Genomic DNA, 14,224 nt, shown 5'->3' on the forward strand with positions numbered 1-14,224 from the left:
GGAGATTGCCTTGCGCGATTGCTACAGGGTGGGGGCATACAAGCGGGGTCGGCGTTCCCTGACACGACCCAAAGCAATTACACAGAGGCAGAACATGGATATTCGGGCAATCCTGGCGGGGCTGATCTTTGTCCTGATGTGGTCATCGGCCTTCACCTCGGCACGGATCATCGTGGTGGACGCGTCGCCGCTGTGGGCCCTGTCGGTGCGTTATCTGATCTCGGGACTGCTTGGTGTCGCGATCGCGTTGGCGCTGGGGCAAAGCTGGCGGCTGACTCCGGCGCAATGGCGCGCGACGATCATCTTTGGCGTCCTGCAGAACGCGGTCTACCTTGGGCTTAACTTCGTCGCCATGCAGACCGTCGAAGCGTCACTGGCCGCGATCATCGCCTCGACCATGCCCCTGCTGGTCGGCTTTGCAGCCTGGGCCTTTCTGGGCGAACGGCTGCGGCCGCTGGGGGTGGCGGGGCTGTTGGCCGGGGTGGTCGGCGTGTTCATCATCATGAGCGCCCGGCTGAGCGGCGGTGTGGACTTGACCGGCGTCCTGCTATGCGGCCTGGGCGTGATGGCTCTGACGGCCGCGACATTGCTGGTGCGCGGCGCGACCTCGGGCGGGAACTTCTTGATGATCGTAGGCCTGCAGATGCTGGCGGGCTGTGTTGCGCTGGCGCTGGCAGCCCTGCTGTTCGAGACGCCCCGCCTGAACCCGACCTGGCCGCTGTTCTTTGCCTTTACCTATACCTGCCTTGTGCCCGGCTTGGCCGCGACGATGATCTGGTTCTGGCTGGTCAATCGTCTGGGGGCGACGCGGGCGGCGACGTTTCATTTTCTCAACCCGTTCTTTGGGGTCGCCATTGCGGCGCTGCTGCTGTCCGAGCCGCTGGGCGCCAGTGACATTCTTGGCGTGGTGATCGTGGCGTTGGGCATTCTGGCGGTCCAGATTTCACGCCAAAAGAAAGAATAAGTGTCGTAAGCGGCATTTGCTGTCGCGGATTTTGTCGCGCGCGCGTCTGGTCCCGGCCCAAGATGCGCCTATGTCGGTCGCGCCTGATCTATCCCCGCGTTCTTATGCGTTTCTGCTGATACCCGGCTTTTCGACGCTTGGCTTTGCCTGTGCGCTGGATTGCCTGTCACTGGCCAACCATCACCCCTCCGGCAGGCAGTTCTACGCATGGCGTCTGCTGTCCGAAAAGGGTCATCCCGTCGCAGCCTACAACGGAGTGTCGGTGAATGTGGATGCTGGGCTGGTCGATCTGGACCGGCGTGAAACGCTGATCGTCTGCGCGGGCGAAAATGCAGGCGCGGGCAGTTCGCGGGCGGTGCTGGACTGGCTGCGGCGTCAGACCCGCAAAGGCATGGATTTCGGGGCTCTGTCCTCCGGCACCTATACCCTGGCATTGGCGGGGCTGATCGGCGGCAAGCGAGTGACGACCCATTGGGAGTACAAGACCGCCCTGACGGAAATGCTGCCCGATGTCATCATGCAGGACACGCTGTATTCAGTGGATGGTCGGATCTTTACCTCGGCAGGAGGGGCGGCTTCGATGGACATGATGCTGCATCGGGTGCAGGCGGATTACGGGGAGGACCTGGCCACATGGGTGGCGGACCAGATGGTGTATTCCCTGCCGCGCCCGGAAAACCATGCGCAGCGCAGGTCATTGCAACCCCGTGCCGATGTGCGGAACCCAAAGTTGCAGTTGGCAATGCAGTTGATGCAGGCAAACCTTGAAGAACCATTGCGCCCGGATGAAATCGCCGATCTGGTCAAGCTGTCGAGCCGCCAGCTGGAGCGGCTGTTTGCGCGGTATCTGAACACTTCGCCCAAACGCTATTACATGCAGTTGCGGCTGGAGAAGGCGCGCAATCTCTTGCGGCAAACGGGGCTGAGCGTGACGGAAGTCTGCGTTGCCTGTGGTTTCCGGTCGCTGTCACATTTCTCGAAAAGCTACCGGGCCACCTTCGGCATCCCGCCCGGCGCGCAATCGGTGGATGGCAAGGCGTTCTGGTTGCCGCCTGGTCAGACCTGAGCGGGCTCGATCAGTTAGAAACGTTGCTGGCCGCGTTCACCACACCAAAGACAGATCCGACCAGCCCCAGTATGGTGCGTGTATCGGTCAGGTTGGATTCGGTCGCGAGGACCAGATCGCCGGACTGGATCATGAAATTCCGAGCCGAGAAAAGACCGTCAGAAGTGGTCAGGTCGATGCTGAACACCACCCGCTGCTTGCGGGGCCCCCGCACGCCCGCACTGACCGCCGACGCGGGATATTCGCGCAGGACAAGAATGCCTTGCGGGTCGGCGCGCGCGTCATTGACACCGCCAATGATGGCCAGAGCATCCAGCGCCGACACCTGGTCGCGGTTGAAGTCATGCTGTGCCTCGCGTCCTGCGGCACCCAGCGACAGGAAGTAGCGCCTGTCGGCCTCGACAATCACCTTGTCTCCGCCTTGCAGGCGGGTGTCGAGCCGGGGGTTTTCATAAAGCGTGCTGACAGACGTCGCATAGATATTGCTGCCACGTACCAGTTTTACCTGAGGGTTATCCAGCGCCGCACTCACACCGCCCCCGGCGGAGATTGCCGCAAGAACGGTGAAATTCTGGTCCGGCATCAGGATGTTGCCCGGCTTGTTCACGCCGCCGACAAGGTCGATGGAGTTGCTGCGCCCTTCGGCCATGGAAAGCTGCACCTGCGCCGAAGGCACAATCGCCTCAAGCTGTCGCTGGATCAATTGCCGTGCACTGTCAGGGGTCCGTCCCGACACCTGCACCTTTCCCACATAGGGCACAAAGATGGAGCCGCTTTCCGACACGCGGATGTTCGGCAGGGTTGCAACCCGCTGTTCGTTCGAAGTCAGCAGGGAATTGTCGCCGCTGTCCCAGACCAGGATGGCAAGTTCATCGCCGGGGCGGATGATCTGTGCGTTCGAGCCGCGGCTGTTTCCGATCCAGGCATGTCTTTTTTCGCCGACGCTGGGCCAGTGTTGCACGCTGGGCAGAAAGGCGCGGGTCACAGGATAGACCGCGATGTCAGAAGTTGGCGCATCTGCGTTGCGGGTGATTTCGTTTTGCACGGCAGCGCCGCGCGGAAGTTGGGAACAGGCCGAAAGTGCCACTGCGAGGAAGATGCCTAAACACCGTTTTACAGTCATGCGCATTATTCTACTCTGCTCACTTGTTGTGATCCCGCAGACCGGGGCTCATTGTTCCCATACGCAATGCTGCGGGTGTTGAAAAGCACGGCGGCAAAAAAAGGGTCGCGATTGGATACCTGTTTCGGGCAAGATACTGCCTGTAAGGTACAGGTCAACGATTTCGGGCGGGGCGATGCGAAATAGCGGGGTATTGCTGCTTGGGGCATCCGGGCGTCTTGGCAGAATGGTGCAGGCCTTCTGGCCGTCAGAGACCGAATTGATCTGTCACGGCAGGTCTGCGCGACCGGGATACATCAGTTTCGACCCGCTTTCGGATGCCGAGGCGCTCTGCGCGGCCATGGCAGGGCGGCGTGCGGTTCTGTGCCTTTCCGGGGTTACGCCGGCGCATGCGGCTGCCAGCGGTGATCCGCTGTCGCTCAATGTGGCGCTGGCGCTTGCAGCTGTCCGCGCGGCGGGCCGGGCAGGGGTGCCTCGGCTGCTGCTTGCCTCTTCCGCTGCGGTTTACGGTGCCGCCGAGGGGCCGCTGAACGAAGACATGAACTGTGATCCGGTTTCAGAATACGGACATGCAAAGCTGCAGATGGAAAAGCAGGCCCTGGCCGCTGCCGAGGTCTGCGACCAGGCAGTGACCATGCTGCGTATCGGCAATGTCGCCGGGGCCGATGCGATCCTTGGCGGCTGGAAAGAGGGCATGCAACTGGATGTATTGCCTGATGGAACGACGCCCGCGCGCAGCTATATCGGGCCACGCAGCTTTTCCCATGCGATACATCGCCTTTGCACTGCCGAAGACCTGCCCGGAGTTCTGAACCTCGCAGCACCCGGTGTGGTCCATATGGGCGCGTTGCTGGATGCAGCCGATCGGCCATGGATGACCCGCGATGCCGGGCCTGCGGCAATCGCGCGGGTCGAACTGGAATCGAAGCGACTTGAAAAGCTTGTCGAATTCGCGCCTAACGCGGGAACAGCGCAGGGCCTCGTCGCGGAATGGCGGGCCTATCTGGCGCAACCCGAAAGTGATCAGTGAAGGCCTTTGAATGACCTGGCGCAAACGTATCTTCGATCTGTTCTTTGCCTCTTTGCTGGTGGTGATCCTTGCGCCGATCCTGATCTGGCTCCTGATCTATCTGCTGATCAAGGAAGGCCGCCCGCTTTTCTTTGTGGCAGAGCGGATGAAGGGGCTGGATCAACCCTTCAATCTTTGGAAGCTGAGGACGATGACGGTGGTCGACAGCGACCAAGGTGTGTCCGGCGGCAATAAATCATCCCGTATCACGGCAACCGGGGCCTGGCTGCGGGCAAAAAGGCTGGATGAGTTTCCGCAGCTTTGGAACATCCTCAGGGGTGACCTGAGCTTTGTCGGGCCGCGCCCGCCCTTGCGGGAGTATGTCGAGCGCTTTCCCGAGATTTACAGCGACGTGCTGAAGTCGCGGCCCGGTGTGACGGGCCTGGCAACGATACGGTTTCACAAGCACGAGGAGCGCCTGCTTGCCCGCTGTGAGACCGCTGCGGAAACCGATGATGTCTACTGCCGAATCTGTGTGCCGAGAAAGGCGCGACTCGACCTCATTTACCGGGAGAATCAGTCGACATGTTATGACTTCGACCTGGTGTTCCAGACCATCGGTAACCTTTTCAGGCGCAAACGTAGGCCAAAAACCGCCAAAAAATAGGGCACTTCGCCTTTCTGGATGCATTTCGCTGCAACCTGTCGGAAACCGGACTGTGATTCTGGACGGAGATCGTGTAATAAAGTTCCTGTTTTAGAAAGAAAAATTTGTCGGGGGATAGCGAAGCTGCCATTGACGGTAGTGCGCCGTAACCCATGTGAACCTGAAATTATTCCACCTGGGTGAGGGCGACTTTATTCCATGCTGAACCTGATTAAATCGTTCTCCAAGCGCCAGAAACGCGGCATTTTGCTGACCCTTGATTCGCTGCTGGTGGTCTTTTCCATCATGTTTGCCATTGTGGCCCAGGCGTTGCCCGGCGGGCTTGTCACGAACATGATCGCCTATGTTCCGGTCCTGCCATATGTGCTGCTGGTCGGCATCGGCGTTTCCATGTGGCTGGGTGTCTGTGCGATCCAGTTGAATTCCTATGAAACCGCCGCCATCGGCATGACCGGTGTATTCGCGATGTTCCTCACCATCACGTCGATTGTCGTGTCCAATATTCTGGGCCTTGGCATGCCGCTGGGTGTCCATCTGGTGTTCGGGGCGGCCTTCTTTTCTTCGGTGGTGATCAGCCGCGCGGTGCTGCTGCAACTGGTTCTGGCGATCTATCGTCGCTCTACCTCGCGGTGCCGGGTCCTGATCTATGGCGCGGGCACGACCGGTACGCAGCTGGTGTCGGCCCTGCGCGGGCATGAGAACATCGAACCGGTTGCATTTGTCGATGACAACGCGGCCATTCAGGGCCTCAGCGTGGCGCAACTGCCGGTATACAACCCGCTGCGGATTGCCGAGGTCGCGCGGGAAAAGAAAATTGACCGTGTGCTTCTGGCGGTTCCATCGCTGAGCCTGCCAAAGCAGGCCCAGATTGCCCGCAGGCTGGAAAAGATGGGGCTGGAGGTGCAGACCCTGCCATCCTTTGCCCAGCTTATCGGAGAAGAGGCGCTGGTGGACAAGCTGACCCCGCTGTCGGCGCACCGCTTCCTGAACCGCGTTGAGGTGGATGACACGATCCGCGAAACCACCGCATGTTATACGCAGAAGGTGATTCTCGTGTCGGGGGCAGGCGGGTCCATCGGCGCTGAACTGTGCCGTCAGGCTCTGGACCGTCGCCCGACAAAGCTGGTTCTGTTCGAGTTGAGCGAATTCGCGCTTTACAATGCGGACATGGAACTGCGCCAATTGTCAGAAGGCCGCGCCATCGAGATTGTGCCGGTTCTTGGGTCCATCACGGATGCGCGGCAGGTCCGCAAGGTCATGACCGAACACAATGTTCAGGTGGTCCTTCATGCGGCAGCCTACAAACATGTTCCGCTGGTCGAGGCCAATCCGCTATCCGGTCTGGTCAACAATGTCTTCGGGACCCAGACGCTGGCCGAACAGGCCGCGAAGGCCGGGGTGGAACGGTTCATCCTGATTTCCAGTGACAAGGCGGTGCGGCCCACCAACATCATGGGCGCGTCCAAGCGGTTGGCGGAACTGGTGATACAGGATATGGCACGCCGGTCTGCGGCGAAGACAGGCGGAACGATCTTTTCGATGGTCCGCTTTGGCAATGTGCTTGGTTCTTCCGGGTCAGTTGTGCCGTTGTTTCAGGACCAGTTGAGCCGGGGCGGTCCGCTGACCGTGACCGACAAGCTGGTCGAGCGGTATTTCATGACCGTTCAGGAGGCGGTGAAGCTGGTTCTGCAGGCAGGTGCCATGGCTCAGGGCGGTGAGGTATTTGTGCTGGACATGGGCAAGCCCGTTTCCATCTTCCAGCTTGCTCGCCAGGTCATCGAAAGCGCGGGTTACACCCTGCGTGACGAAGAGAACCCCGATGGTGACATCGAGATCGAGTTCACGGGCCTGCGTGCCGGTGAGAAGATGGTCGAGGAATTGACCCTGTCGGGAGAGCGGTTCCCGACCCAGCACCCCAAGATTTTCGCGACGCGCGAAGAGGGGCTTTCGGAGATCGAGATCGCATCGGCAACCCGGCGTCTGCGCGAAGCGTTTGTCGCGTCGAACGAGGACATGGCCCGAGGTGTCGTGATGCGGTGGGTCGAAGGCTACGCCAAACATGCGCGCGAGCGGAAAACCTCCTGAATATGTCGCAGTAATGTCTCTATCTGTCCGGGGCTGTCTCAGCCTGCGGGCGAATGGTTGATTTCCGCGAGGCCGGTTGGCAGAACCTACTAAGGTGTCTCAGAAAGAGGACAACAGCGTGTCGCAGGTAAACGGGAAAGCCACTACAAGGGCCTGGCGGTCAGCGCGGGTCAGGGAAACCTGTCTTGCGGTCTCCGTGTCAGCCGGGTTGTTGGCACAGCCTGCCCTTGCAGATGATACCTATGATATCTTCGCTGTCCCGGATCGACCGACGCTGAACTTTTACGGCTCTCCCGGCCTGATCGACATGCCAAGCGGTCAGGTCCTGCCTGACGGTCAAATGGCGGTTGGCGTTTCCAGCTTTGGCGGGATCACCCGTACCACGCTGACCTTTCAGGCCACACCACGCCTGTCGGCCAGTTTCCGGTATGTCGGCATCCAGGACTGGAACACAGACGGGTTTGGCACCTATCGCGACCGCAGTTTCGACGTCCGTTACCAATTGAAGAAAGAAGGCCGGATCTGGCCATCCATCACGGTCGGCCTTCAGGATTTCGCGGGCACCGGTATCTATGCCGGTGAATATATCGTGGCGACCAAGACGTTTGACAAGATCGGCAGCATTCCGGGTGTTTTCACGGTGACGGCGGGTCTGGGCTGGGGCCGCTTGGGCAGCTCTGGCTCCATCGGCGCACCCTTTGGGGGGCCGCGCCCCCCCTTTGACGCCCAAAGCCGCGGCGGCAGCCCGTCTTTCGACCAATGGTTCCGTGGCCAGGCCGCCCCCTTTGCCGGGGTCGAGTGGCAGGTCAATGACCGCTGGGGGCTGAAGGCGGAATACAGTTCCGATGCCTATGAGGCCGAAACGATCACCCGTAGTGTCTTTACCCGCAAATCCCGTTTCAACTTTGGGGCGGAGTACCAGTATTCGGACCGGATGCGATTCGGGGCTTATTATCTGTACGGTTCGGAATTCGGCATCACTGCGCAGTTGCAGCTGAATCCGAAACAACCACCAGCCCCGACGCGGGTATTGCCGACCGCACCGATCGAGCCACGCCCCAGCCGGGCGTCGCAGCCGCAGGCCTATGATACGGCCTGGTCGCAAAGCGAGAATGCGGCGCAGACCATGCGTGACAGGCTGAAGCCGGTGCTGGAAGGCTATGGCCTGACGCTGGTTTCGCTCAAGGTATCGGCGTCGAGCGCGGAACTGCGGATGCGCAACGGCACCTATGGTGCCATGTCCGTCGCAATCGGGCGCGCCGCGCGGGCGATGGCGCAGGTCCTGCCTGCCTCGGTCGAGACTTTCCGCATCGTGCCGATGCAAAAAGGCCTGGCGCAATCGGCCGTGATCATGCGGCGATCCGATCTGGAAGCGCTTGAATTTGACCCACAGGCGGCTGAGGCCTTGCTGGCGGTTACCGGTTTCGGTGCCGCGACGCCCAATCTGCCGGGTGCGGCGGTCAACGGTGATCTTTACCCCGACTTCTCCTGGTCGTTCGGCCCCTATGCCGATCCAAGTTATTTCGACCCCGACAATCCGGTGCGCGTCGATGCCGGCGTAAAGGCGGATTTCAAATACCGTCCGGCACCGGGCTGGGAAATCGGCGGTCTGGTCAAGCATCGCCTTGCGGGCAACGTCAGCGACAGCGCAAGGCTCAGCAACTCGCAACTGGCGCGGGTGCGGACCGACGGCATTCTTTACGCGCGGGCCAGCGATACCAGCCTTGAGAACCTCTATGTCCTGCGCCAATGGAAACCGGGCAACGATGTCTATGCCCGCGTGACCGCAGGGTATCTGGAACGGATGTTCGGTGGCATCTCTGCCGAAGTCCTGTGGAAGCCGGTGGCGAGCCGTCTGGCCTTGGGCATCGAGGCGAATTACGTCAAGCAGCGCGATTATTCCGGCCTGGGGTTCCAAAGCTACGGTGTCGCGACCGGTCATGCCTCTGCCTATTATGATTTTGGCGGCGGCTACCTGGGGCAGGTCGATGTGGGCCGCTATCTGGCGGGCGATGTCGGCGGCACGGTGACCGTGACACGCGAATTCGCAAACGGCTGGCGTGTCGGCGGCTTCTTTACCCTCACAAACGTATCTTCGGCAGAATTTGGCGAAGGGTCGTTTGACAAGGGTATCAACCTGACGATCCCGGTCAGCTGGTTCCTGGGCACGCCCGGAAAACGGACAATCAATACCACCATCCGTCCGATCCAGCGGGACGGCGGTGCGCGTCTGAGCGTTCCGGGGCGGTTGTATGAACAGGTCCGGTCGGGCCATCGCGATGCAATCGAAAGCGAATGGTCGAGGGTTTGGGAATGATGCGTGCGCTCTCTTTGACGGCGGTGATTTCTGCACTGGTGCTTGCGGGGTGCAGCAGCAACCCCAACAGTGGCGACCCAGCCCTTGCCGCGTCCCGTGCCTTGTTCGATTCGATCAAGGCCAGGACCTCCGGCGCCGGTGCCGATGCAGGTCCGCCCCTGCGCATCGACGTGACCCGCAAGCAGTTGAACCAGACCCCCGGTCCGGTGATGCAGGTGATCCCCGACAATTCGAAGGTCCAGGATTTCTTGCGGTTGGTTGCCCGCCGCGACGACAGCAATCCCGGCACGGTCGAGGTTTGGCAATCGTCGGATGATGCGCAGGTGATCCTGCGCAACGGCGTTCTGGTGGGGACCAAGGGGCTGGGCGGTGACCTGCGTTCTGCCGAGGCGGCGACCGCCTTTGCGGGGTTCGACGGGCAGGGCGGCGGCGGTCAGCGTCTGATCACCATCGACCGCACCAATGGCACGGCACAGACCGTCGCTTTTTCCTGCGATATGACCCAACTGGGGCGCGAAACAATCCAGATCGTGGATCAGCGCATCCCGACCTACCGGATGCGCGAAGATTGTTCCTATGGCCAAGCCAGCTTTACCAATGAATACTGGGTGGAAACAGGCAGCGGTCGCATGCGCAAATCCCGGCAGTGGGCCGGGCCGACCTTTGGCTACATTGAATTCCTGCGCCTTCAGGGCTGAGCCCTTGTTCTAAGGCAGGCTTGGGTACAGGTTGGGCGCATGGACAAGACGCTTCTCTCATTTGGTCACGGCTATTCCGCGCGGGCGCTGGCAGCGCGCCTGATCCCGCAGGGCTGGCGTGTCATCGGCACGACCCGCAGCGCGGACAAACGGGATGACATCGCGCGCACCGGAGTGGAGCCGTTGCTGTGGCCGGGCACCGATCTGCGCCCACTGTTGCAGGAGGTTCGGCATATTCTGGTCTCGGCCGGGCCGGGGTCCGAAGGCGATCCGGTGTTGGCGGCACTTGGCCCTGACATCACGGAAATGGCGCCGCGCCTGCGTTGGCTGGGGTATCTGTCGACCACCGGCGTCTACGGTGATCATCAGGGCGCTTGGGTGGATGAGCAGACCCCCCTGACCCCGGCCACAAAGCGTGGGCAGGCAAGGGTAGAGGCCGAGGCCGCCTGGCGGGCGATCCCGGACCTGCCGCTGCACATCTTCCGGCTGGCGGGCATCTATGGCCCCGGCAGAGGTCCCTTTGCCAAGGTCCGCCGTGGCACCGCCCGGCGCATCATCAAGGAGGGGCAGGTGTTTTCGCGCATTCATGTGGAGGACATCGCCCAGGCGCTGGTCCTGTCGATTGCCCGGCCCGATCCCGGCGCGGTCTATAACCTGTGCGACGACGACCCGGCCCCGCCGCAGGATGTGATCGGCCACGCCGCTGAGCTTCTGGGGTTGCCCCTGCCCCCGGCAGAGGATTTCGAGACAGCGGAAATGACGCCCATGGCGCGGAGTTTCTACGCCGAGAGCAAGAAGGTGCGGAACGATCACGCAAAGCAGGCGTTAGGTTGGGACCCCCAATTTCCGACCTATCGCGCTGGACTTGCTGCAATGCTCAAGAATGATACCTGATCCTGAACCCGCCGACAAAGACGACGAGAACCATACGCTAAGTCGCCTTCTGGACGGCATGGATCATGCTGCGCGCCGCGATACCGTGTCGGTGCAGGATGTGCTGACCGAATTCGGTGACCGTACCATCACGCCCTTCATTCTGCTGATTGCGGTCCTGCTGGTGTCGCCGATATCCGGCATTCCCGGCATGCCCACCATCGCCGCGTCGATCATCGTGATCATGTCGGTACAGGCCCTGTCGGGGCGACGTCGCCTGTGGTTGCCCGGTTTCCTGCTGCGCCGCACCATCGCAAGCGACAGGCTGCGCAAGGCCGTTTCCTGGATGCGCAAGCCCTGTGCCTTTCTCGACAGGCACTCCCAGCAACGTCTGGTATTCCTGACACGCGGGCCGATGCGCTGGATCACTCTCGCAGCCTGCGCCGTGATCCCGTTGGGCTGGCCGCCGCTTGAGGTGCTGCCCATGGTGTCCTCCATCGGTGGGGGAACTGTCGCCCTGCTGGCCTATGGGCTGTACACCAAAGACGGCGTTTACGTGCTTTTGGGCTACATCATGATCGCACTATCGGCGGGTGCTATCCTGTCATTCTGGCCATGACGCTTCGTCCCTTGTTCGCATCGTGACCTGCCTCCATATAGGGTCGAAAGAGCAAGGCGGGCAGTAGAAAATGAACTTGAAATCCTTTGTCGAAGCACCGCGCTTCAGCAGTTTCATCATGGGAGTCATCATTTTCAACGCGATTCTGCTGGGGCTGGAAACCTCACGGGTCGCCATGGCCCATGCGGGCGGGCTGATCGTGCTGCTGGACAAACTGTGCCTGGCGATCTTTGTTGTCGAACTGCTGCTGAAACTTTTTGTGCACCGCCTCCGGTTTTTCCGTGACGGCTGGAACATCTTTGATTTCGTGATTGTCGGTGTTTCGCTGGTGCCAGCGGCGCAAGGGTTCAGCGCGTTGCGGGCTTTGCGCATTTTGCGGGTGCTGCGGCTGGTTTCCGCCGCACCCCGCCTGCGCCGGGTGGTCGAGGGATTCATCACGGCACTGCCCGGCATGGCCTCCGTGTTCTCCCTGATGGCTCTGATTTTCTACATCGGCGCGGTCATCGCGACCAAACTCTTTGCCTACAGTTTTCCCGACTGGTTCGGCACATTGGGGCGGTCGGGCTATTCGCTGTTCCAGATCATGACGCTGGAAAGCTGGTCCATGGGCATCGTCCGCCCGGTGATGGAGGTCTATCCGCTGGCATGGATGTTCTTCATCCCCTTCATCATGGTGACGACATTTGCGGTTGTGAACCTGCTGGTCGGTCTGATCGTGAACTCTATGCAGGACGCCCACCACGAAGAAGAGAATGCCGAAACCGGTGCCTATCGGGACAGTGTCAACGAGCGCCTGATCGCGATTGAAGAGCGCCTTGACCGGCTGCTGGAGCAACAGAAAGGGAAGTAAACGCCGCGCGGCTTCAGGCCCGCTGCGCCCCGATCCGGGCCACGCCCAGAACATCCAGCACCTTTGCCTCGATCTGTTCGGCATTCATGCCTGCCACCGCATACATGTCCGCCGGGGAGGCCTGGTCAATGAAGATGTCCGGCAACACCATGGAGCGGTATTTCAACCCTTTGTCGAAGACGCCTTCCTCCGCCAGAAGCTGCGCTACATGGCTGCCGAAACCACCCACGGCACCTTCTTCAATGGTGATCAGCGCCTCATGATCCGCCGCCAGTGACAGGATCAGATCCCGGTCCAGCGGTTTGGCAAATCGCGCATCGGCGATGGTGGGGGTGATCCCCTTGGCCGCAAGCGCCTCGGCGGCTTTTTCAACCTCGGCCAGCCGGGTTCCGAAGGACAGCAGCGCCACGCGGCTGCCCTGGCGGATCATCCGACCCTTGCCGATTTCCAGCGGCTTGCCGCGCTCCGGCATGTCCACGCCGTTGCCCTCGCCACGGGGAAAGCGAAAGGCGATGGGCCCGTCGTCGTGGGCTGCTGCTGTGGCGACCATGTGCTTCAGTTCCGCCTCATCTGCGGCAGCCATGACCACGAAGCCCGGCAGGTTGGCAAGATAGGCCACGTCAAAGGCCCCGGCGTGGGTCGCCCCGTCAGCACCCACCAGCCCTGCGCGGTCGATGGCAAACCGGACCGGCAGGCGCTGGACCGCCACGTCATGCACCACCTGATCGTACCCGCGTTGCAGGAAGGTCGAATACATCGTGCAGAAGGGCCGCATCCCGCCAGCGGCCAGGGCGGCAGAAAAGGTCACCCCGTGCTGTTCCGCGATGCCCACGTCAAAGCAGCGCGAAGGATAGCGTTCAGCGAACAGGTTCAGCCCGGTGCCATCCGGCATTGCAGCGGTCACGGCGCAGATCTTGTCGTCCTCTGCCGCTTCCTCCAGCAGGGTCTTGGCAAAAACCGAGGTATAGGAGGGGGCGTTGGAAGGTGCCTTTTTCTGCTCGCCGGTGATGACGTTGAACTTGGATACCCCGTGCCCCTTGTCCCGTGCGTTTTCGGCAGGGGCATATCCCTTGCCCTTCTTGGTCAGCACATGAATCAGGATTGGCCCCGTCGCCCGCGCCTTGACCGTGCGCAGCACCGGCAGCAACTGGTTCATGTCATGCCCGTCGATCGGGCCGAGATAGGAAAAGCCGAGCTGTTCAAACAGGGTGCCACCCACGGCCATGCCCTTGAGCATGTCCTTGGCGCGTTTCGCCCCCTCGCGGAACGGGTAGGGCAGCAGGCTGACCGCGCCCTTGGCCGCCGCCTTGAAATCCTGAAACGGTTCCTCTGCATACAGCCGGCTGAGGTAGCTCGACATCGCGCCCACCGGCGGCGCGATGGACATCTCGTTGTCGTTGAGAATCACGATCAGGCGCTTTTTCAGGTGACCGGCGTTGTTCATCGCCTCATAGGCCATCCCGGCAGACATCGCCCCATCGCCGATCACCGCAATCGCATCTCCCAGACCTTCTGGCACCACACCGCCCAGATCACGCGCCACGGCAAAACCAAGCGCCGCGCTGATCGAGGTGGAGCTATGGGCCGCACCAAAAGGGTCATAGGGGGATTCGCTGCGCTTGGTGAAACCGCTTAACCCGTCCTTCTGCCGTAGGGTGCGGATGCGGTCGCGCCTTTCGGTCAGGATCTTGTGCGGATAGCACTGGTGGCCCACGTCCCAGATGATCTTGTCACGGGGGGTGTCAAAGACCGCGTGCAACGCGACTGTCAGCTCAACCACGCCCAGCCCGGCCCCCAGGTGCCCGCCCGTTTCGGAAACGGCAGAGACGGTCTCGGCCCGAACCTCGCGGGAAAGCTGAATAAGCTGGCTGTCGGTCAGCCCGTGCATGTCAGCGGGGCGCTTGATCTTGTCCAGCAGCGGTGTGGCGGGTTGGTCAGGCATGTCTGCCCCCT

Annotated in this window: 12 protein-coding genes; 10 read left to right on the plus strand and 2 right to left on the minus strand. The window is 61.4% G+C overall.

The genetic code is table 11. The features are described from left to right. Positions 1 to 94: 94 nt before the first annotated feature. Together A8B82_RS22955 and A8B82_RS22960 are read left to right on the plus strand one after the other, a co-directional pair. Positions 95 to 964 carry a DMT family transporter gene (locus A8B82_RS22955; protein WP_067297937.1) on the plus strand — a complete coding sequence of 290 codons (870 nt, stop codon included), beginning with the start codon at positions 95 to 97 and terminating at the stop codon, positions 962 to 964. Between the two features lie 70 nt (positions 965 to 1,034). After that, the gene (locus A8B82_RS22960) at positions 1,035 to 2,030 is read left to right on the plus strand and encodes a GlxA family transcriptional regulator (RefSeq protein ID WP_067298431.1); all 996 of its coding nucleotides are present in this window, start codon (positions 1,035 to 1,037) and stop codon (positions 2,028 to 2,030) included. Positions 2,031 to 2,040: 10 nt separating this feature from the next. Here A8B82_RS22960 and A8B82_RS22965 read toward each other — a convergent pair whose 3' ends face one another. Next, positions 2,041 to 3,153, minus strand: a complete 1,113-nt coding sequence (locus A8B82_RS22965; protein ID WP_067298432.1) for a polysaccharide biosynthesis/export family protein — start codon at positions 3,151 to 3,153, stop codon at positions 2,041 to 2,043. 175 nt (positions 3,154 to 3,328) lie between these two features. Between A8B82_RS22965 and A8B82_RS22970 the strand changes: the two genes are divergently transcribed. From A8B82_RS22970 to A8B82_RS23005, 8 genes are all read left to right on the plus strand, one after another. Next, complete coding sequence (locus A8B82_RS22970; protein ID WP_082899441.1) at positions 3,329 to 4,183, plus strand: NAD-dependent epimerase/dehydratase family protein; 855 nt, start codon at positions 3,329 to 3,331, stop codon at positions 4,181 to 4,183. A 10-nt stretch (positions 4,184 to 4,193) separates the two neighbouring features. After that, positions 4,194 to 4,829 (plus strand): sugar transferase, encoded by a 636-nt coding sequence (locus A8B82_RS22975; RefSeq protein ID WP_067297944.1) that lies wholly within the window; start codon positions 4,194 to 4,196, stop codon positions 4,827 to 4,829. A gap of 198 nt (positions 4,830 to 5,027) precedes the next feature. Next, on the plus strand, positions 5,028 to 6,914 hold the full coding sequence (locus A8B82_RS22980) for a polysaccharide biosynthesis protein (protein ID WP_067297946.1): 1,887 nt from the start codon (positions 5,028 to 5,030) through the stop codon (positions 6,912 to 6,914). 118 nt (positions 6,915 to 7,032) lie between these two features. Further along, entirely contained in the window at positions 7,033 to 9,231 is a 2,199-nt protein-coding gene (locus A8B82_RS22985) for a YjbH domain-containing protein (protein ID WP_067297948.1), read from the plus strand. Then, the gene (locus A8B82_RS22990; RefSeq protein ID WP_067297952.1) at positions 9,228 to 9,929 is read left to right on the plus strand and encodes a YjbF family lipoprotein; all 702 of its coding nucleotides are present in this window, start codon (positions 9,228 to 9,230) and stop codon (positions 9,927 to 9,929) included. The genes A8B82_RS22985 and A8B82_RS22990 overlap by 4 nt, the downstream gene beginning before the upstream one ends. Before the next feature lie 39 nt (positions 9,930 to 9,968). Further along, entirely contained in the window at positions 9,969 to 10,823 is an 855-nt protein-coding gene (locus A8B82_RS22995; protein WP_067297953.1) for an SDR family oxidoreductase, read from the plus strand. Further along, positions 10,813 to 11,421: an exopolysaccharide biosynthesis protein gene (locus A8B82_RS23000; RefSeq protein ID WP_067297955.1), complete on the plus strand. Its 609-nt coding sequence runs from the start codon at positions 10,813 to 10,815 to the stop codon at positions 11,419 to 11,421. The genes A8B82_RS22995 and A8B82_RS23000 overlap by 11 nt, the downstream gene beginning before the upstream one ends. A 70-nt stretch (positions 11,422 to 11,491) precedes the next feature. Continuing rightward, the gene (locus A8B82_RS23005) at positions 11,492 to 12,271 is read left to right on the plus strand and encodes an ion transporter (RefSeq protein WP_067297957.1); all 780 of its coding nucleotides are present in this window, start codon (positions 11,492 to 11,494) and stop codon (positions 12,269 to 12,271) included. Between the two features lie 13 nt (positions 12,272 to 12,284). On the opposite strand, the gene dxs is transcribed toward A8B82_RS23005, so the two are convergent. Then, the gene (dxs, locus tag A8B82_RS23010) at positions 12,285 to 14,213 is read right to left on the minus strand and encodes a 1-deoxy-D-xylulose-5-phosphate synthase (protein ID WP_067297959.1); all 1,929 of its coding nucleotides are present in this window, start codon (positions 14,211 to 14,213) and stop codon (positions 12,285 to 12,287) included. Positions 14,214 to 14,224 lie beyond the last annotated feature (11 nt).

It is taken from the genome of Sulfitobacter sp. EhC04 (assembly GCF_001650875.1).
GTDB lineage: Bacteria > Pseudomonadota > Alphaproteobacteria > Rhodobacterales > Rhodobacteraceae > Sulfitobacter.

What these genes read in the sequence shown, in the direction of transcription:
- A8B82_RS22955 (WP_067297937.1), top strand. Translation starts at nt 95, where the DNA reads ATGGATATTCGGGCAATCCTGGCGGGGCTGATCTTTGTCCTGATGTGG.
- A8B82_RS22960 (WP_067298431.1), top strand. Translation starts at nt 1,035, where the DNA reads ATGTCGGTCGCGCCTGATCTATCCCCGCGTTCTTATGCGTTTCTGCTG.
- A8B82_RS22965 (WP_067298432.1), bottom strand. Translation starts at nt 3,153, where the DNA reads ATGACTGTAAAACGGTGTTTAGGCATCTTCCTCGCAGTGGCACTTTCG.
- A8B82_RS22970 (WP_082899441.1), top strand. Translation starts at nt 3,329, where the DNA reads ATGCGAAATAGCGGGGTATTGCTGCTTGGGGCATCCGGGCGTCTTGGC.
- A8B82_RS22975 (WP_067297944.1), top strand. Translation starts at nt 4,194, where the DNA reads ATGACCTGGCGCAAACGTATCTTCGATCTGTTCTTTGCCTCTTTGCTG.
- A8B82_RS22980 (WP_067297946.1), top strand. Translation starts at nt 5,028, where the DNA reads ATGCTGAACCTGATTAAATCGTTCTCCAAGCGCCAGAAACGCGGCATT.
- A8B82_RS22990 (WP_067297952.1), top strand. Translation starts at nt 9,228, where the DNA reads ATGATGCGTGCGCTCTCTTTGACGGCGGTGATTTCTGCACTGGTGCTT.
- A8B82_RS22995 (WP_067297953.1), top strand. Translation starts at nt 9,969, where the DNA reads ATGGACAAGACGCTTCTCTCATTTGGTCACGGCTATTCCGCGCGGGCG.
- A8B82_RS23000 (WP_067297955.1), top strand. Translation starts at nt 10,813, where the DNA reads ATGATACCTGATCCTGAACCCGCCGACAAAGACGACGAGAACCATACG.
- A8B82_RS23005 (WP_067297957.1), top strand. Translation starts at nt 11,492, where the DNA reads ATGAACTTGAAATCCTTTGTCGAAGCACCGCGCTTCAGCAGTTTCATC.
- dxs (WP_067297959.1), bottom strand. Translation starts at nt 14,213, where the DNA reads ATGCCTGACCAACCCGCCACACCGCTGCTGGACAAGATCAAGCGCCCC.